This is a genomic window from Pseudomonas solani (genome assembly GCF_026072635.1).
Classification (GTDB): domain Bacteria; phylum Pseudomonadota; class Gammaproteobacteria; order Pseudomonadales; family Pseudomonadaceae; genus Metapseudomonas; species Metapseudomonas solani.
Window position 1 is genome coordinate 814,402 of the sequence record NZ_AP023081.1, and the last position, 20,372, is coordinate 834,773.

Sequence of the window (20,372 nt, forward strand, 5' to 3'; positions counted from 1 at the left end):
CCGCCCTACAGAAGGAACCCAGGCGGTAGGTTGGCGCCGAGCGCAGCGAGGCCCAACGCGCGGTGCCTGAGGTGGCATCGCAACGTTGGGCCTAGTACCTCAGCCCGGCCTACACGGCGCGGGGCATTTCCTTGACCCGGAACCAGGCCGCGTAGAGCGCCGGCAGGAACAGCAGGGTCAACGCCGTGGCGACGATCAGGCCGCCCATGATGGCGACGGCCATGGGGCCGAAGAACACACTGCGCGACAGCGGGATCATCGCCAGCACCGCCGCCAGGGCGGTGAGCACGATGGGCCGGAAGCGGCGCACCGTGGCTTCGATGATGGCGTGCCACTTGTCCAGGCCGGCGGCGATGTCCTGCTCGATCTGGTCCACCAGGATCACCGAGTTGCGCATGATCATCCCCGACAGGGCGATGGTGCCGAGCATGGCCACGAAGCCGAAGGGCTGGCGGAACACCAGGAGGAACAGAGTCACCCCGATCAGCCCCAGGGGCGCGGTGAGGAACACCATCGCCGTACGCGAGAAGCTCTTCAGCTGCAGCATCAGCAACGTCAGCACCACGACGATGAACAGCGGCACGCCGGCGTTCACCGACTTCTGCCCACGGGTCGAGTCTTCCACGGTGCCGCCTACATCCAGCAGGTAGCCGCTGGGCAGTTCGGCGCGAATCGGCTCCAGGGTCGGCAGAATCTGCGCCACCAGGCTGGCCGGCAGCGACTTGTCGTAGATGTCGGCGCGCACGGTCACGGTAGGCAGGCGGTTGCGGTGCCAGATGATGCCTTCCTCGAAACCGTATTCCAGGGTGGCGATCTGCGACAGGGGCACACTCTTGCCACTGTCGGTGGGCACCGCCAGGCTCGGCAGCAGGGCCAGCTCCTGGCGCTCACGCGGGGTGCCGCGCAGGAGGATGTCGATCAACTCGTTGTCCTCGCGGAACTGGCTGACCGTGGAACCGGTGAGCGAGCTCTGCAGGAAGCGCGACAGGTCGGCGGTGCTCACGCCCAGGGCGCGGGCGCGGTCCTGGTCGATGTTCAGGCGCACCACCTTGCTCGGCTCTTCCCAATCCAGGTGCACGTTCACCACGTGGGGGTTCTCGCGCACCTTGTCGGCCACCTTGCGGGCGTAGGCGCGGACTTCGTCGATGTGCTCGCCGGAGACGCGGAACTGCACCGGGTAACCCACGGGCGGGCCGTTCTCCAGGCGCGAGACGCGGGTGCGCAGGCTGGGGAACTCGTCGTTGAGCGTCTGGATCAGCCAGCTGCGCAGGGCCTCGCGGTCCTCGATGGTCTTGGCCAGCACCACGAACTGGGCGAAGCTCGCCGCCGGCAGTTGCTGGTCCAGCGGCAGGTAGAAGCGCGGCGAACCGGTGCCCACGTAGGCCACGTAGTTATCCACACCCGAGTGCTCCTTGATCATCTTCTCCAGGCGCGTCACTTCGGCTTCGGTGTTGCTCAGCGAGGAGCCCTCGCCCAGCTTCAGGTCGACCATCAGCTCCAGGCGCCCGGAGGCCGGGAAGAACTGCTGGGGCACGAAGCGGAACATCGCGATGGCGGCGACGAAGGCCACCAGGGTCAGGACGATCACCGTCTTGCGCCGACGCACGCACCACTCCACCACGCGCCGCACGCGCTGGTAGAAGGGCGTCGCGTAGGGGTCGTGGGCGCCGCTGCCGCCATGCTTCTCGGCGTGGCGCTTGGCCAGGTCCGGCAGCAGGCGGTCACCCAGGTAGGGCACGAAGACCACGGCGGCGATCCAGGACACCAGCAGGGCGATGGTCACCACCTGGAAGATCGAACGGGTGTATTCGCCGGTGCCCGATTGCGCGGTGGCGATGGGCAGGAAGCCGGCGGCGGTGATCAGGGTGCCGGTGAGCATGGGGAAGGCCGTACTGGTCCAGGCATAGCTGGCCGCCTTGAGCCGGTCGTAGCCCTGCTCCATCTTGATGGCCATCATCTCCACCGCGATGATCGCGTCGTCCACCAGCAAGCCCAGCGCCAGCACCAGCGCGCCGAGGGAAATCTTGTGCAGGCCGATACCCAGGTAGTACATGGCGGCGAAGGTCATCGCCAGTACCAGGGGGATCGACAGCGCCACCACCAGGCCGGTGCGCAGGCCCAGGGAGAAGAAGCTCACCAGCAGCACGATGATCAGCGCCTCGGTGAGCACGCGGACGAACTCGCCCACGCCGGTCTTCACCGCTGCCGGCTGGTCGGAGACCTTGCGCAGCTGCATGCCGGCCGGGAGGGTTTCCTGCAGGCGGGCAAACTCGCCTTCCAGGGCCTGGCCGAGGATGAGGATGTCACCGCCCGCCTTCATCGAGACCGCGAGGCCGATGGCGTTCTCGCCCATGAAGCGCATGCGCGGCGCGGGTGGGTCGTTGAAGCCACGGTGCACGTCGGCGACGTCGCCGATGCGGAAGGTGCGGTCACCCACGCGGATGGGGAAGTCGCGAATCTCCTTCACCGAGTCGAAGCGCCCGCTGACGCGCAACTGCACGCGGTCGCTGGCCGTCTCGAAGAAGCCGGCGGCGGCCACGGCGTTCTGCTCTTCCAGCGCCTGCTGCACGGCGGCCAGCGGCAGGCCCAGGGTGGCGGCCTTGGTATTGGAGAGCTCGATCCAGATCTTCTCGTCCTGCAGGCCGAGCAGCTCGACCTTGCCCACGTCCTTGACCCGCTGCAGTTGCAGCTGGATGCGGTCGGCGTAGTCCTTGAGCACGGCGTAGTCGAAGCCCTCGCCGGTCAGCGCGTAGATATTGCCGAAGGTGGTGCCGAATTCGTCGTTGAAGAACGGTCCCTGGATGCCCTGGGGCAAGGTGTGGCGAATGTCGCTGACCTTCTTGCGCACCTGGTACCAGAGCTCGGGGATCTCGTTGGAATGCATCGAATCCCGCGCGAGGAAGGTCACCTGGGATTCGCCGGGGCGGGAGAAGGAAATGATCTTGTCGTACTCGCCTGTCTCCATGAGCTTCTTTTCGATGCGCTCGGTGACCTGGCGGGAAACTTCCTCGGCGCTGGCGCCGGGCCAGTTGGTGCGGATCACCATGGCCTTGAAGGTGAAGGGCGGGTCTTCGCTCTGCCCCAGCTTGGTGTAGGAGATCGCACCGACGATGCCCAGCAGCAGCATGATGTAGAGGACGATCTGACGGTTCTTCAGCGCCCAGGCGGAAAGGTTGAAGTTCACTCTGCCCTACTCCTTGGCGATCAGCTTCACCGCGCGGTTGGCGCGGTCCACGGGGCGGACTTCCTGGCCTTCACGCAGCACCTGGACACCGGCGGCGACCACCCAGTCCTCGGGCTTCAGGCCTTCGAGCACCGGTACGCGGTCTTCACCGTAGGGGCCGACGCGCACGGGGCGGCGTTCGATCTTCGAGCTGTCCGGGTTCACCACCCAGACGTAAGGCGCACCGGCTTCGGCGGTGAGCGCCGAGAGCGGTACCGACAGCGGCACCTCACCGTTGGCCTGGATGTAGACGCGGGCGCTCTGGCCCAGCTCGGCGGGCACCTCGCCGGCGGTGAAGGCGATGCGCGCGGCGAAGGTGCGCGACTGCTGGTCGGCAGCCGGCGAAAGTTCGCGGATGCGCCCGGGGAAACGCTTGTCGGGCTGCGACCAGAGTTCGACGGCCACTTCCTGGCCGATCTTGAAGCGGTCGATGGCGTGCTCCGGCAGGCTGATCAGCACTTCGCGCTCGCCGTCGGCGGCCAGGGTGAACACGGTCTGCCCGGCGGCAACCACCTGACCCACTTCCGCGCGGCGGGTGGCGATCACGCCGTTCTGCGAGGCGCGCAGCACGGCATAGCCGGCCTGGTTGCTGGCCACGTTGAATTCGGCCTGGATCTGTCTCAGTCGCGCCTCGCCGGAGCGGTACTGGTTTTCGACGTTGTCGAACTGCGAGGGGCTGATGAGCTTGCGGTCCAGCAGGGTCTTGTAGCGGTCACGCTCGGCGCGCACCAGCTTGAGGTTGGCCTCGGCCGCCGTCACCTGGGCGCGGGAGGCTTCCAGTTGCAGGCGCACATCCTGCGGGTCGAGTTCGGCCAGCGGCTGCTCGGCCTTCACCCGGTCCCCCACGTCCACCAGTCGCCGGGTGATCTTGCCGCCGATGCGGAACGCCAGTTCCGGCTCCAGCCTGGCGCGCACTTCGCCCGGGTAGGTCACCATCGCGTCGCCGGCGGGCTGTGGCTGCACCACCATGGCCGGACGTATCGATTGCTGGACGGTCTCGCTGTTGCCACAGGCACCGACGAGCAAAGAGAGTGTCAAAGGCAGAGCGAGGGGCAGGACATGGCGGAACATGGTGTATGACCTTTCGCAAAAGTGCTGTTGGAATATTTATACTGCCGAGTATAGTAAAAATAGCAAACTCACCAGTCCAGTATTTAAACGCGAATGTCTGACAAAACTTTACAAGCCAGCGGCCCCGGCCGCCCCAAGGACCCGGCCAAGCGTGCGGCGATCCTCGAGGCGGCCAAGTCGCTGTTCCTCAGCAAGGGTTACGACGGCAGCAGCATGGACGCCATCGCCGCCGAGGCCGGGGTATCCAAACTCACCGTGTACAGCCACTTCACCGACAAGGAGACGCTGTTCTCCGCCGCGGTGAAGGCCAAGTGCATGGAGCAGTTGCCGGAGCTGCTGTTCGAATTGCCCCTCGGTGGGACCATCGAAACTGTGCTACGCAACATCGGCATGGGTTTCCAGGCGCTGATCAACAGCAGCGAGTCCATCGAACTGCACCGTTTGATGGCCACCCTGGGCAACCAGGACCCGAAGCTGTCGAAGCTGTTCTTCGATGCCGGCCCGCAGCAGATCCTCAACGAGATGGAGCGCCTGCTGATCCAGGCGGACAAGGCCGGCAAGCTGCGCATCGACAAGCCGATCAACGCCGCCGAGCACTTCTTCTGCCTGATCAAGGGCGGGCACAACTTCCGCCTGCTGATCGGCTGCGCCACGCCCCTCCAGGGCGAAGAGGCCGAGCAGCATGTGCAGGAAGTGGTGGAGCTGTTCCTCCGCGCCTACCGCGCCGAGGACATCACCCCCGTCGCACGAACCTGACCCGCGCCCGCTTGGGCCGCAGGGAGAACCAGCCCTGGGGCTCGATCGGCCCCAGCGGCTCGACGTCCCAGTGCTCGACCCACCAGGCCAGGGACACCGCCAGGTCCATCATCGCCATGGCCGTGCCCGGGCAGGCGCGGTCCCCCAGCCCGAAGGGGAAGTAGGCGCCCTTGGGCCAGGTCGAAGGCTCGATGAAACGTTGCGGGCGGAATTCCAGCGGCGCCTCGAACCAGCGCGGGTCGCGGTGGGTGATCCAGCTCGACAGCATGACGATGTCGCCCTTCTTCAAGCCCTGGCCGAACACCTCCACGTCCGCCGTCAGTTGCCGGGGCACCAGGCCATAGGCCGGCGGGTAGATGCGCAGGCTTTCCTGGATCACCGCCCGCAGCAGCGGGCACTGGCGCAGGTCGGCCACGCCCTGTACCCGGCTCCAGTCCACGCCCTTGAGTTCGTCCCGCAGCGCCTCGCGCACCTCCGGGTGCTGGGCCAGCAGCAGTTGCGCCCAGGTCAGGGTCGCGCCGGTGGACTGGTGCCCCGCCATCAGCAGCGTGGCCAGTTCGTCGCGCTGCACCGCCAGCGGGCGGGGTGATTCGTCAGCGCAGCGCCCTACCACTTCCTGCAGTTGCGCCAGGGCCCAGCGCTTGCGCGGGCAGAGCTTGCTGGGGAACCAGTGCCCCAGGGGAATACCGGTGCTGGTCTCCAGCAGCGCCACCCGCGACAGCAGGCGCACCGCGCGGGCCACGCGGAAGGCGTCGTTTTCCAGGTCGATGTCGAAGAGCGCGCGCCCGGTGAGGGTGACGCTGTAGGCGGCCATTTCCAGGTCGAGGTCGCGCTCGGCACCGGGCTCGATGCCCGCGCTCCAGCGCTGCGCCAGTTGCAGGATCTCGGCGGCCGAAGGCGCGGCGATATGCGGTCGCATCTCCTTGCGCTTTTCACGGGCCGGCTCGCCCTCGCGCATCATGAAACTGCGCCCGTTCCACTGGCGCATCATGCACAGGCTGGGTTCCCAGCGTTTCAGGTGTTCGCGGTGGTCGACCATCAGCTCCTGCACCGCCCGGGGGTGGAACAGGCACCAGAGCCGGCTCAGCCCCATGCGCGTGACCGCCATGTCCGGCTGCTCGGCGTGCACCTTCTGCAGCCAAGCCAGCGGGTCGCGCTGCATGGCCAGCCAATGGCGGGCACCGGCACGGTCATCGCCGACCCAGGGCAGGTGCGCCAGGGTGCGGCGGATGGGGCAGCGGATGGCGTCGTCCATGGAGTCCCTTCCCTCGCGGTCAGCCCTTGCTCAGGGCCTTCTTCGGATAAATGTCGTAACGGCTGGACTTGCCCTCCAGCGCGTAGCTGGGCTTGGCGCCCTCGATGATCGGCGCCTTGCGCGGGCGCTTCACCACCACGCGGTGGCTGGCCAGCGCCAGGGCGGCAGCGAGCAGGGCCGGGGCGTCCAGGTCATCGCCCACCAGCGGGCGGAACAGGCGCATTTCCTTCTTCACCAGGGCGCTCTTGTCGCGGTGCGGGAACATCGGGTCGAGGTAGATCACCTGGGGCGCCTCGCCCTGCCAGCCCTGCATCAGCTCGATGGCATTGCCGGTGTGCAGGCGCATGCGCGTGGCGATGGCAGCCACCTCGCCGTCACCCGCAGCGCGGGCCAGGCCGTCTTCCAGCAGTGCGGCGACCAGGGGCTGGCGCTCAATCAGGTCCATCTCGCAACCCAGGCTGGCGAGCACGAAGGCGTCGCGGCCCAGGCCGGCAGTGGCGTCCAGCACCTGCGGGCGGATGCCCGGCTGCACGCCCACCGCCTTGGCGATCATCTGCCCGGCGCCACCGCCGAACTGGCGTCGATGGGCGGCCGCGCCCTCGACGAAGTCGACCCGCACCGGGCCCGGTGCCTGGGGCGACAGGTCCACCAGTTGCAGGCCGTCGTCACCCAGTTGCAGGGCGAAGTCCGCCTCGCCGTCCAGGGGCAGCCCAAGCCTGGCCGCCCATTGGGCCGCACCTGCCTGGTACTGCGGCGCCAGTGCGTCGACACGCACCCGGGCCTGTTCCCGCTCATCACTCATCGGTTGGATCCACTGCTTCAAGATGCTCGGCATTCTGCCAGAGCCGCGCGCCAGGCGCCCGTGCGCGGCACTCAGCGGCACATGCGGAACAGGCCCATGTCGACGTGGAAGTGGTCGTGGTGGGCGACGTTGTACTCCGGCCCCAGGGTGGTATTGAAGTGCTCGCAGGCGGCATCGCGCACCCGGCGCAGGAAACGCGCCTCGGTGTCATCGCCAGCCCAGTCGCGGGCCACGCTGATGCGCCGGCCATCGGCCAGGCGGAAGCCGGCGATGTCCAGCGCGTTGGCCGAGGCGTGCTGGCTACGACGCTGGGTGCCGCCGATGTTGCGGCAGGCGAAGCTGCCGAGGTGGTCGATGCGCGCCACCGGCTGGCCGTAGAGTTCGCGGGCGACGGGTTGCAGCCCGTGGCGCTCGAACAGGGCGAAGGCCACGGCCACCTCGCAGGTGGCGATGAAGCTGCTGCTGAAGACCAGCCCCGAGCCGCTGATGCGCACGCTGTTCTCGATGGGACAACCCGCCGCCGGCGCGCTGTCCGGCAGCGCCGCGTATTTCAGGTTGGAGGTCTGCAGCGCCAGGCGGCACAGCACCGGGTCGGCCTGCAGGCGCATCAGCTTGAAGGGGGTCAGCAGGTTGGGGTCGTCACGCACATCCAGCGGCGCCCAGGGGTCCCAGCGCGGCGGCAGCTGCACCCACTTCTGGTACACCGCCAGGGGTGCGCCGAGCACCAGCAGCAGGACCAGCAGCGGAATCAGCCGGCGCACGCGCACCCGTTCAGCCCTTGAACAGGTCGTTGATACGGTCGAAGGGCATCGCCCGCTGGGTGGCCGTGAGGTCGCCGCAGAGCAGGTCTTCCGCCGCGCGGAAGAAGGCGCCGTAGGCCACCCGCGCCAGGTTGGAGCCCAGGCTGACGCGCTTGACGCCGAGCTCGGCCAGCTCCGCCAGCCCCATCTTCAACGCCGGCGAGCCCACCAGAATGTTGACCGACTTGGGCGACACAGCCCGTACCACTTCGATGATCTGCTCGCGGGTGGTCAGCCCCGGCGCATAGAGCACATCGGCGCCGGCCTCGGCATAGGCCACCAGGCGGCGAATGGTGTCGTCGAGGTCAGGGCGGCCATGGAGGAAGTTCTCCGCACGGGCGGCGAAGGTGAAGGAGAACGGCAGACTGCGCGCGGCTTCCACCGCAGCACGGACACGCTCGACGGCCAGCTCGAAGGGGTAGATGGGCGCATCGGCACGGCCGCTGGCGTCCTCGATCGAGCCGCCCACCAGGCCGACCTCGGCGGCGAGGCGGATGGTTTCGGCGCAGGCTTCGGGGCTGTCGCCGTAGCCGTTCTCCAGGTCGGCGGCCACCGGCAGCGGCGTGGCCTCGACTATGGCGCGGGCGTTGACCAATGCCTCTTCACGGTTCACCGCGCCCTCGGCGTCACGGCGGCCCAGGGAGAAGGCCAACCCGGCACTGGTGGTGGCCAGGGCACGGCAGCCCAGGGCGGCGAGCATCTTCGCCGACCCGGCATCCCATGGGTTCGGCAGTACGAGAAGTCCGGCGTCCTGGTGCAGGGCGCGGAAGGTTTCGGCACGTTGGGCCTGGCTCGGCATGGCATCTCTCCCTGGTTGCAAAGGCCCGACCTTAACCCGCGCCTTGGGGAAAGCGACAGCCTCAGAGCAGGTCGAGTTGTGTCGATTCCTGCTGCGCGGCGCTTTCGGCCAACGCCGGCAGGCCCGGCAGGCGGGTCATCAAGCCGGCATGGAAGCGCTGTGCCTGGGCGGCCGCCAGGTGGTTGTCCGGGGTGTGCAGGAATACATGGGGCACCAGGCCTTCGCCGATCCAGTCGGCCACCTTGTCCAGCCAGGGGTCGAGGTAGCGCTGGTTGGCGTCCAGGTCCGGGCCGCCGATGAAGCGCACCTGGGGCGCAGCACTGAAGGCGGTCGGGCGTACCGGCACGCGCGGCTTCTTCGATTGCGCGTGGAGCACCGCCGGGTCGTCGGAGTCGCAGGCGAACAGGGCTCGCGAATCCAGGCAGATGCGCTCCACGCCGCGCTCATGGAGCAGGCGGTTGAGGGCCTTCTCCTCCTCGCCCCGGGCGAAGAAGGCGGCGTTGCGCACCTCCACGGCGATGGCGCGGTGGGAGAAGGTGTCCAGCCAGTCCGCCAGCTCGCCCAGGCGCTGCGGCCCGAAGCTCGCCGGCAGTTGCAGCCAGAGCGGCGCCACCCGCGCCCCCAGGGGCTCGAGCAGGCGCAGGAACTCCTGGGTGGCGCCGATGCGGTCGCGCAGGTCGCCCTCGTGGCTGATGTCCCGGGGCAGCTTGGCGCAGAAGCGGAAATGCGCGGGCATGCGCTCGGCCCACAGCTGCAGCGTGGCGGCGGAGGGGCGGGCGTAGAAGGTGGTGTTGCCCTCCACGGCGTTGAACACGCGGGTGTAGTGCTCGAGGGTTTCAGCGGGGCGGGTATCGGCGGGGTAGAAGCTGCCGCGCCAGGCGGGCTCGTTCCAGGACGGGCAGCCGAGGAAGTACGGCAGCATCAGGCGTAGAGATCGAGCCCGAGGACTTCCGGCGCGTCGGTCTCCGACGCGAAGCTGGCGGTGGTGGCGTAGCTGGCAATGGCCTGGTAGGCGCGATTGCTCAGGTTGCGCTGCTGCACGATGTCCTGGGGGCGGGCCGGCAGGCTGTTGCTGCTGGCGTTGCTGGCCTCGACCTTGCGCGGCTGGGCGGTCTGTTCGAAGCCCTGGGTGCTGGCCGGGGTGGCCGGCACATCACGACGGGTTTCGACCTCGCGCTGCACCTCGCGGAAAGCGGTATTCGCGCTGCCCTGGCGGGGGCTGCGATCCAGCGAGATGGATGAGGTGAAGCCGTCGATGCGCATCAATGGAGGTCAGGCTGAAAAAGGGGTTGGCGAATGTGGTGGAAATCTAGCCGGATGGCCAGGGATTTTCAATCGCCGCTGACGCCCGGCAATGCCGGCCGTCAGACCGCTCAGCGCGGCGCCTTGGGCGTGGCGACGTTGTCGCGCAGGTAAACCGGTTGGGCCTCGTCCGCCACCACCGCTTCGCCGCGGGCCCAGGCGAAGGTGGCCAGGGTCAGCAGGTCCTGGGCGTGGGGCAGCAGGTCGGGCGCCTGGCCGCTCACCGCCACCGGAATGCGCGAGGCAAAGGTGCCCCAGCCGGTGCCGGCGCCGAACCACTCGCCCTGGCTGTCACGGGGCAGCTCTGCACGCTCGGGCGGCAGCACCGCTTCGCTGCCGGTCAGGCGCATCTCGCCGGCTTCCAGGCGATAGCAACCCCAGTAGACCTCGTCCATGCGTGCATCGATGGCCGCGGCCACCTGGGTCACGCCCTGCTCGCGGTGGGCACGCTGGGCCAGCACGGCGAGGTTGGACACCGGCAGCACCGGGCGGTCGAGGGCGAAGGCCAGGCCCTGGACCACACCCACGGCGATGCGCACGCCGGTGAAGGCACCCGGGCCACGGCCGAAGGCGATGGCATCGAGGGCGGGCAGGCCGACACCGGCCTCGGCCAGCAGGTCCTGGATCATCGGCAGCAGGCGCTGGGCGTGCTGGCGCGGGATCACCTCGTAGTGACTGAGCACGCGGCCGTCATGCAGCAGGGCGACGGAACAGGCTTCGGTGGCGGTATCCAGGGCCAGCAAGGTGGTCATCGGTGCATCCAGGTGAGTCGAAAAAGGCGCGCATTATAAACGCCAACGGCCCGCAAGCGGGCCGTTGGTCGAATCGATCAGCGATCGATCAGGAAAGCGCTGCGAACACCTTGCCGGTGATCTCTTCCACCGAGCCGACGCCGGCGATGGCGCTGTACTTCGGGGTGCCTTCGGCCGCGGACAGCTTCTGGTAGAAGTCCACCAGCGGCTTGGTCTGCGAGTGATACACGGACAGGCGATGACGCACGGTGGCTTCCTTGTCGTCGTCGCGCTGGATCAGGTCTTCACCGGTTTCGTCGTCTTTGCCAGCGACCTTCGGCGGGTTGTGCTCGGTGTGGTACACGCGACCCGAAGCCGGGTGCACGCGACGACCGGCGATGCGGCCGACGATCTCTTCGTCGTCCACGGCGATCTCGACCACGTGGTCGATGGTCACGCCAGCGTCCTTCAGGGCTTCGGCCTGGGGAATGGTGCGCGGGAAGCCATCGAAGAGGAAGCCGTTGGCGCAGTCGGGCTGAGCGATGCGCTCCTTGACCAGGTTGATGATCAGGTCATCGGAAACCAGGCCGCCGGCATCCATCACGCTCTTGGCCTTCAGGCCGAGCTCGGTGCCCGCCTTGACCGCTGCGCGCAGCATGTCGCCGGTGGAGATTTGCGGAATAGCGAATTTCTTGGTGATGAAACCAGCCTGGGTACCTTTTCCGGCACCGGGCGCCCCCAGCAGAATCACGCGCATCGATGTGCTCCTCAAGATTGTTTTGAAGTCTCGGATTCGCCTCTTGGGGCCAATCTCAGTATCGGGTTTCGGCGTCGTTGAGCGGCCAAAAGGTTGATCAAGATACACAGCACCCCTATGCCGCACAAGCCACCGAAAGTCGGATAAGAAGCCCCTTCAGCCGGTGTTCCGCAGGCCTGCCGCAATGCCCGCCACGCTCACCAGCAACGCCTGTTCCAGGGGGCCTTCGGCACTGTTCTCGGCGCGCCTGGAACGGGCCAGAAGCTCCGTCTGGAGCAGGTGCAGCGGGTCGAGGTAGGTGTTGCGCACACTGATGGCCTCGCGGGTCTCGGGACTGGACGCCAGAAGCTCGGACTGCCCGGTCACCCCTAGTACGGTCGTACAGGCCTGCGACAATAGGTCGCGTAGATGCGCACCCAGCGGCAACAGCTGCTTTTCCACCAGTCGCGAGTCATAGAGTTCGGCAATGTTGCCGTCGGCCTTGGCCAGGACCATTTCCAGCATATCGATGCGGGTGGCGAAGAACGGCCAGCGCTCGCGCATCTCCCGCAGCAGCGCCAGCTCGCCCCGCTCCACCGCGCTCTGCAGCGCCCGCTCCCAGCCCAGCCAGGCCGGCAGCATCAGGCGTGTCTGGGTCCAGGCGAATATCCAGGGGATCGCCCGCAGGCTTTCCACGCCACCGGCGCGGCGCTTGGCCGGGCGGCTGCCCAGGGGCAGGCGGCCCAGCTCCTGCTCCGGCGTGGCCTGGCGGAAGTACTCGACGAACTGCTCGTGCTCGCGCACCACGGCGCGGTAGCCGGCCACGCCTTCGGCGGCGAGGCGGTCCATTTCAGCGCGCCAGGCGGGCTCGGGTTGCGGGGGCGGCAACAGGGTCGCCTCCAGCACCGCCGCCAGGTAAAGGTCGAGGTTCTGCACGGCGACGTCCGGCAGGCCGAACTTGAAGCGGATCATCTCGCCCTGCTCGGTGGTGCGGAAACGCCCCGCCACCGAACCCGGCGGTTGCGACAGGATCGCCGCGTGGGCCGGGCCACCGCCACGTCCCACGGTGCCGCCGCGGCCATGGAACAGCAGCAGCTCGACCTGATGCTGGCGGCAGGTTTCCACCAGCGCTTCCTGGGCGCGGTACTGGGCCCAAGCGGCGGCCGTGGTGCCGGCGTCCTTGGCCGAGTCGGAGTAGCCGATCATCACTTCCTGCGGGCCGTGCAGGCGCGAGCGGTAGCCGGGCAGGCCCAGCAGCCGGTCGATGGCCGGGGCGGCGTTGTCCAGGTCGGCGAGGGTCTCGAACAGCGGCACCACGCGGATCGGCCGCTGCAACCCGGCTTCCTTGAGCAGCAGTTGCACGGCCAGCACATCGGAAGGCGCGCCGGCCATGGAGATGACATAGGAGCCCAGGGAGGCCACCGGTGCCGAGGCCACCACGCGGCAGGTGGCGAGCACCTCGGCGGTTTCGGCGGACGGCTTGTGATGGGGCGGCAGCAGCGGGCGGCGGTTGTCCAGTTCGCGCTGGAGGAAGGCCAGGCGCGCGTCCTCGTCCCAGGCCGCGTAGTCGCCGAGCCCCAGGTAGTCGGTGATTTCTGCCAGGGCGGCGCGATGACGGGCAGAGTCCTGGCGCACGTCCAGGCGCACCAGGAACAGGCCGAAGCAGGCCGCGCGGCGCAGGCAGTCGAGCAACGCGCCATCGGCGATCACGCCCATGCCGCAGGCGTGCAGGGAGTGGTAGCAGAGTTCCAGGGGCTCCAGCAGTTGCTGGTTGTCCTGCAGCACCTCGGGGCCGGCCGCCACCTCGCCATCCAGCGCCGCCTGGGCCCAGGCGCGGGTGGCGCGCAGGCGTTCGCGCAATTGCTTGAGCAGCGCCCGGTAGGGCTCGGGGTGCACGCCCACGCGTACGCGCAATTCATCGCTGGCCTGGTGCATGGACAGCTCGGCGGCCAGGTGGTCGACATCACGCAGGTAGAGGTCGGCGGCCATCCAGCGCGCCAGCAGCAGCACTTCGCGGCTCACGGCGGCAGTGACATTGGGGTTGCCGTCGCGGTCACCGCCCATCCACGAGGCGAAGCGCACCGGCGCGGCGGTCAGGGGCAAGTGCAGGCCGGTGGCGGCATGCAGGGTGCGGTCGGTCTGGCGGATGAATTCCGGCAACGCGTGCCAGAGGGAATGCTCGATCACCGCGAAACCCCATTTGGCCTCGTCCACCGGCGTCGGCCGGCTGCGGCGGATCTCGTCGGTGAACCAGGCCTCGGCGATCAGCCGCTCCAGGGCGGTGTGCACCTTGGCGCGCTCGTCGGCGCTGAGGTCGCTGTGGTCCTGGGCCGCCAGTTGAGCGGCCATGGCGTCGTACTTCTGGATCAGCGTCCGCCGCGCCACCTCGGTGGGGTGGGCGGTCAGCACCAGCTCGATATCCAGCCGCGCCACCTGGCGTGCCAGCTGGTCCGGCGAATGCCCGGCGGCGCCCAGGCGCTGCAGCAGCTCCGGCAGCACGCGCTTCTCGAAGAGCTCCGGCTCCTGTGGCCCGCGCCGGCGGATGCGGTGGTACTGCTCGGCGATATTGGCCAGATTGAGGAACTGGTTGAAGGCCCGGGCCACCGGCAGCAACTCATCGGCAGTGAGATCGTCGAGGGCCTCGTTGAGCTGCTGCTCGCCCTGCCGCGAGCCCTTGCGGGCCGCCTTGGCGCCCTTGCGGATGCGCTCGATCTTTTCCAGGAAGGCCTCGCCCTGATGGGCGCGGATGGTATTGCCCAGCAATTCGCCGAGCAGGTGAACGTCTTCGCGCAAGCGTGCGTCGATTTCCGCCATGACAGGCTCCCCAGAGAGATGTCGAGCCCCCAGAGTGCCGAGGGCGCCATCGACTTACAAGGGTGCGACACCATGCCGCTGCATCGTCCCCGGCGAGCTAGGCTGAAGACAGGCAGGCCCCAGAAGTGCCCGCCGGCCGACGGCACCGCGCCGCCGACCTCCAGCAGATGCCCGCCACGAGCGGGCCCGGCACGAGGTGACCATGAAGATCCGCGAACTGATCCGCCATTGGGAAGAAAACGCCAAGGGTCGCCTGACCCGCAGCCAGTACAGCATCCACCTGGATGTGGAATCCGCGGCACGACTCGCCGCCCTCAACGAGATGTACCCCAAGCGCAGCCTGGAGGAGTTGCTCGGCGAACTGCTCGGCGCCGCCCTCGAGGAGCTCGAAGCCAGCCTGCCCTACGTCAAGGGCAGCAAGGTGGTGGCCACCGACGAGCAGGGTGACCCGCTCTTCGAGGACATCGGACCCACGCCACGCTTCCTCGCCCTTTCCCGCAAGCACCTGCGCCAGTTCGACCAGCAGCACGACAGCACCGAGCACTGATCGCCCCTTGCCCGGCCCCGCCCTGGGGCCGGCGCTGCCCGCCTATCTTGCCTACCTCCCCCTCGTTGCATGCCATGACATGAAGGGCTCGGCCCATCGCCCGCAGCCCTTGTGCGGCGGGCTTTCCAGGGTATTTACGTAAATTTTATTGAACATTTCCAGAATTGCCCCTGTCACAAAAAGCACGCCAGCGCATCAACCATTAGTCGGTGATTTTTGGCGGAAAATCGTCGATCTAGCGGCCCTAAGCATGCATCTGGCAGGCAAGTTGCCATGAGATCTGAAATGGCGAGGTAATTCCAATGGAGCTGAACATCATGAAGACAAGCCCTGCTGTAACGATTCGCAGAACAGTCCTGGCCGCCCTGGTCGCCGGCGGTAGCGCCCTGCTCGTCGGCTGCGCCGGAAATCCGCCCACCGAACAGTTCGCCGTGACCAATACCGTGGTCAAGAGCGCCGTCAGCGCCGGCGGCCCACAGTACGCCCCGGTGGAAATGAAGAACGCCCAGGACAAGCTGGCCCAGGCCGAGAACCTGCTGCGTGAAGAGCGTTACGACGAAGCCCGCCGCATCGCCGAGCAGGCCGAATGGGACGCCCGCGTCGCCGAGCGCAAGGCCCTGGCCATCAAGGCCGAGAAAACCCTGGATGACGCCCAGAAAGGCGTCCAGCAGATTCGCGAGGAAGGCTCGCGCCAGCCGATCATCGTGCAGTGATCCGCGCCGCCCTCTTTCCGCCTCGATAAGGATGATCCGTCATGAATAAGCTGATCACAGTTTCCGCTCTCTCCGTACTCAGCCTGGCGCTGGTGGCCTGCGCCTCCAAGCCCAACCCTAACCTGGACCAGGCACGCAGCAACTACTCCGAGCTGCAGGCCGAGCCCCAGGCCAACACCCTGGCGGCCCTGGAAACCAAGGAAGCCGGCGACATGCTGAGCCGCGCCGAACAGGCCTACGCCGACAAGCAGGACCAGGTGCAGGTCGACCAGCTCGCCTACATCACCAACCAGCGCGTCGAGCTGGCCCGCCAGACCATCAAGCAGAAGGCCGCCGAAGAGGCCCTGGCCAACGCGCCGGCCCAGCGCACCCAGGCCCAGCTGGATGCGCGCAACCAGCAGGTGGATGTACTGGTCAACCAGCTCAAGGCCAAGCAGACCGACCGTGGCCAGGTGGTGACCCTGGGTGACGTGCTGTTCGAAGTGGACCGCGCCGAGCTCAACCCCAACGGCATGAGCAACGTCCAGCAACTGGGCAACTTCCTGGTGCAGAACCCGGATCGCCAGGTGGTGGTGGAAGGCTTCACCGACAACACCGGCACCGTCGACCACAACCTGCGCCTGTCCCAGGCCCGTGCCGACTCGGTGCGCCGCGCCCTGGTGGCCATGGGTGTGAACCCCACGCGCATCACCACCCACGGCTTCGGCAAGGACTACCCGGTGGCCAGCAATGCCTCCGCCTCCTCGCGCACGCTGAACCGTCGTGTGGAAGTGACCATCGCCAACGGTCCCGGCCCGGTCGCCCCGCGCGCTGCGCTTTGATCCTTCGGTAATGAAAAAGCCCGCCTCCCCGGCGGGCTTTTTTGTGCGCGACTTGGCGCCGCGCCGATCGCCGTTTCCGCAAGGCCGGCCGCCTCGCTAGGATGCAAGCCATCGCGCCCCGGAGATCAGGGAAAATGCCGTCATTCGCCCGCTCACGCCAGGTTCTGGCACTCGCCTTCTGCACCGCCCTGCCCTTCTCGGCACCGGCCGAGCCCCTGCGTTTCGAAGGCTACGAGGCCTTCTACCGGTCCCTCGGCGGCAACCTGTTCGAAGGGGCCGGCAGCGAGCTGTCCCTGGCCTGCACCGAGGCGCAGCAGTGCCTTTGGGTCAACGCCATGGCGGCAGCGGTGAAGCGCTACGACTCGGAGCAATGGAGCGCCCCGGGCGCGCTGGAAGGTGAGCCGCCAGCGGGCATGCCCGAGATCGCCTTCGACGGCCAGCGCCTGGACATCGGCGAGCGCCACTGGAGCCTGGCAGATGTCACCGACCTCGCCCCGACCGATTGGCAGGCCGGCGCCTCGATCGACCCGGAGGGGCTCTACAGCATCACCGCCTGGCGCAACGGCGAATCCTTCTGCCTGGAGCTGCCGGCCAAGGGCAGTGGCCGTGCCGATCGCTACACCCAGGTGCTGCTGGTGCAAGGGCAGACGCTCTACAACCTGCCCCCACTGTTCGCCTCCTGCGCGGCGGTGCGCGAAGCCCCCCAAGGCAGCGTCCTCTATCCGAGCAATGCCTACCTGGAAGAGACCGTCGATAACGAGTCGGTTGGCCTGCGGGTGGACTACCTGCAACCCGGCAGCAAGACACCGGCGGAACACCACCGCCTGCGGTTCCCCAATCCGCAGAACCCCTTCGTGTTCGAAGCCCAGTAGCCCGCCAGATGGCGGCGCTGCGCAGCGCACGGACATGACCGCTATGTAGGGTGGATGACGCTCTTCTCATCCACCAGGCGGAGCCGAGAACGGCACACCGTTGCAGATGAAACGCCGCACCCTCAATGCCGCTTGTGCACCCCCGGCACATGCAGGTGCCCAGCCTCGGCGCAGGAATCGGAGATCACGCTGGGCGGCGCCGGCTGCTCCAGCTCACGGAGAATCCCGCAGGACTCGCTGCTGCCGGCGATCTGGCAATGGGCACGCAGGGCACGCAGCTGTTCCTGCAGCGAACGCAGTTCGGCGATGCGCACCTCCACATGATGCATGTGCTCGTCGATCAGCCGGTTGGCGGCGGTGCAGTCCGCCTCGGGGCTGTCGCGCAGGCGCAGCAGCTCGCGGATTTCCTGCTGGGTCATGTCCAGGGAACGGCAGTGGCGGATAAAGGCCAGGCGCTCCACGTGGGCCTGGGTGTACTGGCGGTAGTTGCCCTCGCTGCGGGACGGCTCCGGCAGCAGCCCTTCGCGCTCGTAGTAGCGGATGGTCTCCACCGGGCAATCGGTCAGTCGTGCCAGCTCGCCGATCTTCATGGTTCATTCCCCTGCTTGACTCTGTAGTTGCTACAGGGTGTGCAATCAGCACCATTCCCGTCAATGGAGTCCGCGATGAGCCAGGACAACTGCTGCAACCACGATCATTCGAACCCGCGTCCCAGCCCGGCGCGGCACGATCATGGCCATGCGCACGGCCATGACCATCACCATGACCACGACGGCCATGCCCACGAGCATGCCCAACCCGCCCTGGCGACCGAGGCCATGGATGCGCCCCTGGGCGAGCTGCGCTGGAGCAGCCTGCGCATCGACGCCATGGACTGCCCCACCGAGGAACGCCTGCTGCGGGATGCCCTGGGCAAGGTCGCAGCGGTGGAAGCGCTGGAGTTCAACCTGATGCAGCGTGTGCTCAAGGTGCAGCATCGCTTCACCGAGCTGGCGCCGCTGCAGAAGCTGGTGGCCCAGCTGGGCATGCAGGCCGAACCGCTGGACGCCGCCTCGCCCCCAGCCAAGCCGGCCGACAAACCCTGGTGGCCCCTGGCACTGGCCGGTGTCGCCGCGCTCGCCGCCGAAGCCTGCGAATGGTTCGGCTTCGGGCCCGTGTGGCTGGAAGCCGGCCTGGCGCTGCTGGCCATCGCCACCGCCGGCCTGCCCACCTACCGCAAGGGCTGGATCGCCCTGAAGAACCGCAACCTCAACATCAACGCCCTGATGAGCATCGCCGTGACCGGCGCCCTGCTCATCGGCCAGTGGCCCGAGGCGGCCATGGTCAGCGTGCTCTTCGCCCTCGCCGAGCTGATCGAAGCCAAGTCCCTGGACCGCGCGCGCAACGCCATCCGTGGCCTGCTGGACCTGGCCCCGCAACAGGCCACCGTGCAGGTGGACGGCCAGTGGCGCGAGGTGCCGGCCAGCGAGGTGCGCCCCGATGCCCGGGTGCGCGTGCGCCCCGGCGAGCGCATCGCCCTGGACGGCGAGCTGCTGGTGGGCCGCTCCGGCGTCAACCAGGCGCCCATCACCGGCGAGAGCCTGCCGGTGGACAAGGAGCCGGGCGACCCGCTGTTCGCCGGCACCATCAACGGCGAGGGCGAGCTGGAATACCGCGTCACCCGCGCCGCCAACGACAGCACCCTGGCGCGCATCATCCACGCCGTGGAAGAAGCCCAGGGCACCCGCGCACCGACCCAGCGCTTCGTCGACAGCTTCTCGCGCATCTACACGCCCACGGTGTTCGTCCTCGCCCTGCTCACCGCCGTGCTGCCGCCGCTGCTGATACAGGGCGCCTGGCTCGACTGGGTGTACCGCGCCCTGGTACTGCTGGTGATCGCCTGCCCCTGCGCCCTGGTGATCTCCACCCCGGTGACCCTGGTCAGCGGCCTGGCCGCCGCCGCGCGCCGTGGCGTGCTGGTCAAGGGCGGCGTGTACCTGGAAATGGGCCGCCAGCTGGCCTGGGTCGCCCTCGACAAGACCGGCACCCTCACCGAAGGCCGCCCGCAGCAGACCGACTATGTGCCCCTGCGCGAGGGCCGCGCCGATGAGGCGCGCGCCCTGGCCGCCAGCCTCGCCGCGCGCTCGGACCATCCGGTGTCCCAGGCCCTGGCCCGCGCCGCCGAGGCCGACGGCATCGCCCTGCACGGCGTCGACGACCTGGCCGCGCTGCCGGGCCGTGGGGTCAAGGGGCTGATCGGCGGGCGCCTCTACCACCTGGGCAACCATCGCCTGGTGGAGGAGCTGGGGTTGTGCTCCAGCACCCTGGAGATGCGCCTGGATAGTCTCGAGCGCGAAGGCAAGACAGCCATCGTCCTGCTCGACGCCGAAGGCCCGATGGCCCTGTTCGCGGTGGCCGACGGCGTGCGCGAAACCAGCCGCGAGGCGGTGACCGAGCTGCACCAGCTCGGGGTGCGCACCCTGATGCTCACTGGCGACAACCCCCATACCGCTGCCGCCATCGCCCCCCAGGTGGGCATCGACGAAGCCCTGGGCAACCTGCTGCCCGAGGACAAGCTGCGGGAAGTGGAACGTCGCCAGCAGGGCGGCCAGCGCATCGGCATGGTCGGCGACGGCATCAACGACGCCCCGGCCCTGGCCCGCGCCGATATCGGCTTCGCCATGGGCGCCGCCGGCACCGACACCGCCATCGAAACCGCCGGCGTGGCGCTGATGGACGACGACCTGCGCAAGCTGCCGCTGTTCATCCGCCTCTCGCGCCGCACCCACGCGGTGCTGGTGCAGAACATCGTCCTGGCCCTGGGCATCAAGGCGCTGTTCCTCGCCCTCACCCTGGCCGGCATGGGCACCCTGTGGATGGCCGTGTTTGCCGACATGGGCGCCAGCTTGCTGGTGGTGTTCAACGGCTTGCGGTTGTTGCGTGGGGCGCGGTGAGCGAATGGCGGCGCTGCGCACCGCTTGGCGACTCAAGTCGCCCCTACAAAAGCAGCCGGCCCCGCCGCACGGGCATGACCGCTGCGTAGGGTGGAGGTCGCTTTTTACCTCCACCAGGGGGGCGCCAGGATCGGCACGGAGTAATGCCAGTTGCGTAGGGCCCCATCCATAACCGGGCGGGGAAGAGCGATGGGCGC

Annotated in this window: 18 protein-coding genes; 6 read left to right on the forward strand and 12 right to left on the reverse strand. The window is 68.2% G+C overall.

From position 1 onward, the window contains the following. Nucleotides 1-109: 109 nt before the first annotated feature. A complete protein-coding gene (locus tag PSm6_RS03875; protein WP_021219473.1) occupies nt 110-3,184 on the reverse strand; it encodes an efflux RND transporter permease subunit in 3,075 nt (1,024 codons plus the stop codon). A gap of 6 nt (nt 3,185-3,190) precedes the next feature. After that, the gene (locus PSm6_RS03880) at nt 3,191-4,294 is read right to left on the reverse strand and encodes an efflux RND transporter periplasmic adaptor subunit (protein ID WP_031287677.1); all 1,104 of its coding nucleotides are present in this window, start codon (nt 4,292-4,294) and stop codon (nt 3,191-3,193) included. 93 nt (nt 4,295-4,387) lie between these two features. On the opposite strand from PSm6_RS03880, the gene PSm6_RS03885 reads away from it, so the two are divergent. After that, nucleotides 4,388-5,050 carry a TetR/AcrR family transcriptional regulator gene (locus PSm6_RS03885; protein ID WP_021219475.1) on the forward strand — a complete coding sequence of 221 codons (663 nt, stop codon included), beginning with the start codon at nt 4,388-4,390 and terminating at the stop codon, nt 5,048-5,050. Here the strand turns inward: PSm6_RS03885 and PSm6_RS03890 are convergent. The 9 genes from PSm6_RS03890 to ppc all read right to left on the reverse strand — a co-directional run bounded on the left by PSm6_RS03890 (nt 5,028) and on the right by ppc (nt 14,289). Further along, nucleotides 5,028-6,305 (reverse strand): cytochrome P450, encoded by a 1,278-nt coding sequence (locus PSm6_RS03890; RefSeq protein WP_265169588.1) that lies wholly within the window; start codon nt 6,303-6,305, stop codon nt 5,028-5,030. The genes PSm6_RS03885 and PSm6_RS03890 overlap by 23 nt on opposite strands. A 19-nt stretch (nt 6,306-6,324) precedes the next feature. Next, a complete protein-coding gene (locus PSm6_RS03895) occupies nt 6,325-7,107 on the reverse strand; it encodes a class I SAM-dependent methyltransferase (RefSeq protein ID WP_043244045.1) in 783 nt (260 codons plus the stop codon). 71 nt (nt 7,108-7,178) lie between these two features. After that, complete coding sequence (locus tag PSm6_RS03900; RefSeq protein WP_265169589.1) at nt 7,179-7,874, reverse strand: extensin-like domain-containing protein; 696 nt, start codon at nt 7,872-7,874, stop codon at nt 7,179-7,181. A 4-nt stretch (nt 7,875-7,878) separates the two neighbouring features. Then, nucleotides 7,879-8,706 (reverse strand): isocitrate lyase/PEP mutase family protein, encoded by an 828-nt coding sequence (locus PSm6_RS03905; protein ID WP_265169591.1) that lies wholly within the window; start codon nt 8,704-8,706, stop codon nt 7,879-7,881. A gap of 61 nt (nt 8,707-8,767) precedes the next feature. Next, nucleotides 8,768-9,628 carry a DUF72 domain-containing protein gene (locus tag PSm6_RS03910; protein ID WP_265169593.1) on the reverse strand — a complete coding sequence of 287 codons (861 nt, stop codon included), beginning with the start codon at nt 9,626-9,628 and terminating at the stop codon, nt 8,768-8,770. Beyond that, nucleotides 9,628-9,969 (reverse strand): hypothetical protein, encoded by a 342-nt coding sequence (locus PSm6_RS03915; protein ID WP_021219481.1) that lies wholly within the window; start codon nt 9,967-9,969, stop codon nt 9,628-9,630. Before PSm6_RS03915 ends, PSm6_RS03910 begins: the two co-directional genes overlap by 1 nt. 110 nt (nt 9,970-10,079) lie before the next feature. After that, entirely contained in the window at nt 10,080-10,760 is a 681-nt protein-coding gene (tsaB, locus tag PSm6_RS03920; RefSeq protein ID WP_021219482.1) for a tRNA (adenosine(37)-N6)-threonylcarbamoyltransferase complex dimerization subunit type 1 TsaB, read from the reverse strand. A gap of 88 nt (nt 10,761-10,848) precedes the next feature. Then, nucleotides 10,849-11,496 (reverse strand): adenylate kinase, encoded by a 648-nt coding sequence (adk, locus tag PSm6_RS03925; RefSeq protein WP_043244036.1) that lies wholly within the window; start codon nt 11,494-11,496, stop codon nt 10,849-10,851. Nucleotides 11,497-11,652: 156 nt separating this feature from the next. After that, nucleotides 11,653-14,289, reverse strand: coding sequence for a phosphoenolpyruvate carboxylase (gene ppc / locus PSm6_RS03930; RefSeq protein ID WP_021219484.1), 2,637 nt, complete (start codon nt 14,287-14,289; stop codon nt 11,653-11,655). A gap of 202 nt (nt 14,290-14,491) precedes the next feature. On the opposite strand from ppc, the gene PSm6_RS03935 reads away from it, so the two are divergent. From PSm6_RS03935 to PSm6_RS03950, 4 genes are all read left to right on the forward strand, one after another. Next, the gene (locus PSm6_RS03935; protein ID WP_021219485.1) at nt 14,492-14,836 is read left to right on the forward strand and encodes a hypothetical protein; all 345 of its coding nucleotides are present in this window, start codon (nt 14,492-14,494) and stop codon (nt 14,834-14,836) included. Between the two features lie 302 nt (nt 14,837-15,138). Continuing rightward, nucleotides 15,139-15,549, forward strand: a complete 411-nt coding sequence (locus PSm6_RS03940; RefSeq protein WP_265169597.1) for a DUF4398 domain-containing protein — start codon at nt 15,139-15,141, stop codon at nt 15,547-15,549. 41 nt (nt 15,550-15,590) lie between these two features. Next, entirely contained in the window at nt 15,591-16,370 is a 780-nt protein-coding gene (locus PSm6_RS03945) for an OmpA family protein (RefSeq protein WP_021219487.1), read from the forward strand. 134 nt (nt 16,371-16,504) lie between these two features. Beyond that, nucleotides 16,505-17,242, forward strand: a complete 738-nt coding sequence (locus tag PSm6_RS03950) for a hypothetical protein (RefSeq protein ID WP_265169598.1) — start codon at nt 16,505-16,507, stop codon at nt 17,240-17,242. Between the two features lie 122 nt (nt 17,243-17,364). On the opposite strand, the gene cadR is transcribed toward PSm6_RS03950, so the two are convergent. Next, complete coding sequence (gene cadR / locus PSm6_RS03955; RefSeq protein WP_021219489.1) at nt 17,365-17,832, reverse strand: Cd(II)/Pb(II)-responsive transcriptional regulator; 468 nt, start codon at nt 17,830-17,832, stop codon at nt 17,365-17,367. A 75-nt stretch (nt 17,833-17,907) separates the two neighbouring features. Here cadR and PSm6_RS03960 point away from each other — a divergent pair, with 75 nt between their 5' ends. Next, the gene (locus PSm6_RS03960; RefSeq protein WP_265169600.1) at nt 17,908-20,175 is read left to right on the forward strand and encodes a heavy metal translocating P-type ATPase; all 2,268 of its coding nucleotides are present in this window, start codon (nt 17,908-17,910) and stop codon (nt 20,173-20,175) included. Nucleotides 20,176-20,372 lie beyond the last annotated feature (197 nt).

Coding starts and splice junctions, on each gene's coding strand:
- PSm6_RS03880 (WP_031287677.1), bottom strand. CDS start 4,294: ATGTTCCGCCATGTCCTGCCCCTCGCTCTGCCTTTGACACTCTCTTTG.
- PSm6_RS03885 (WP_021219475.1), top strand. CDS start 4,388: ATGTCTGACAAAACTTTACAAGCCAGCGGCCCCGGCCGCCCCAAGGAC.
- PSm6_RS03890 (WP_265169588.1), bottom strand. CDS start 6,305: ATGGACGACGCCATCCGCTGCCCCATCCGCCGCACCCTGGCGCACCTG.
- PSm6_RS03895 (WP_043244045.1), bottom strand. CDS start 7,107: ATGAGTGATGAGCGGGAACAGGCCCGGGTGCGTGTCGACGCACTGGCG.
- PSm6_RS03905 (WP_265169591.1), bottom strand. CDS start 8,706: ATGCCGAGCCAGGCCCAACGTGCCGAAACCTTCCGCGCCCTGCACCAG.
- PSm6_RS03910 (WP_265169593.1), bottom strand. CDS start 9,628: ATGCTGCCGTACTTCCTCGGCTGCCCGTCCTGGAACGAGCCCGCCTGG.
- PSm6_RS03915 (WP_021219481.1), bottom strand. CDS start 9,969: ATGCGCATCGACGGCTTCACCTCATCCATCTCGCTGGATCGCAGCCCC.
- tsaB (WP_021219482.1), bottom strand. CDS start 10,760: ATGACCACCTTGCTGGCCCTGGATACCGCCACCGAAGCCTGTTCCGTC.
- adk (WP_043244036.1), bottom strand. CDS start 11,496: ATGCGCGTGATTCTGCTGGGGGCGCCCGGTGCCGGAAAAGGTACCCAG.
- ppc (WP_021219484.1), bottom strand. CDS start 14,289: ATGGCGGAAATCGACGCACGCTTGCGCGAAGACGTTCACCTGCTCGGC.
- PSm6_RS03935 (WP_021219485.1), top strand. CDS start 14,492: ATGAAGATCCGCGAACTGATCCGCCATTGGGAAGAAAACGCCAAGGGT.
- PSm6_RS03940 (WP_265169597.1), top strand. CDS start 15,139: ATGGAGCTGAACATCATGAAGACAAGCCCTGCTGTAACGATTCGCAGA.
- PSm6_RS03945 (WP_021219487.1), top strand. CDS start 15,591: ATGAATAAGCTGATCACAGTTTCCGCTCTCTCCGTACTCAGCCTGGCG.
- PSm6_RS03950 (WP_265169598.1), top strand. CDS start 16,505: ATGCCGTCATTCGCCCGCTCACGCCAGGTTCTGGCACTCGCCTTCTGC.
- cadR (WP_021219489.1), bottom strand. CDS start 17,832: ATGAAGATCGGCGAGCTGGCACGACTGACCGATTGCCCGGTGGAGACC.
- PSm6_RS03960 (WP_265169600.1), top strand. CDS start 17,908: ATGAGCCAGGACAACTGCTGCAACCACGATCATTCGAACCCGCGTCCC.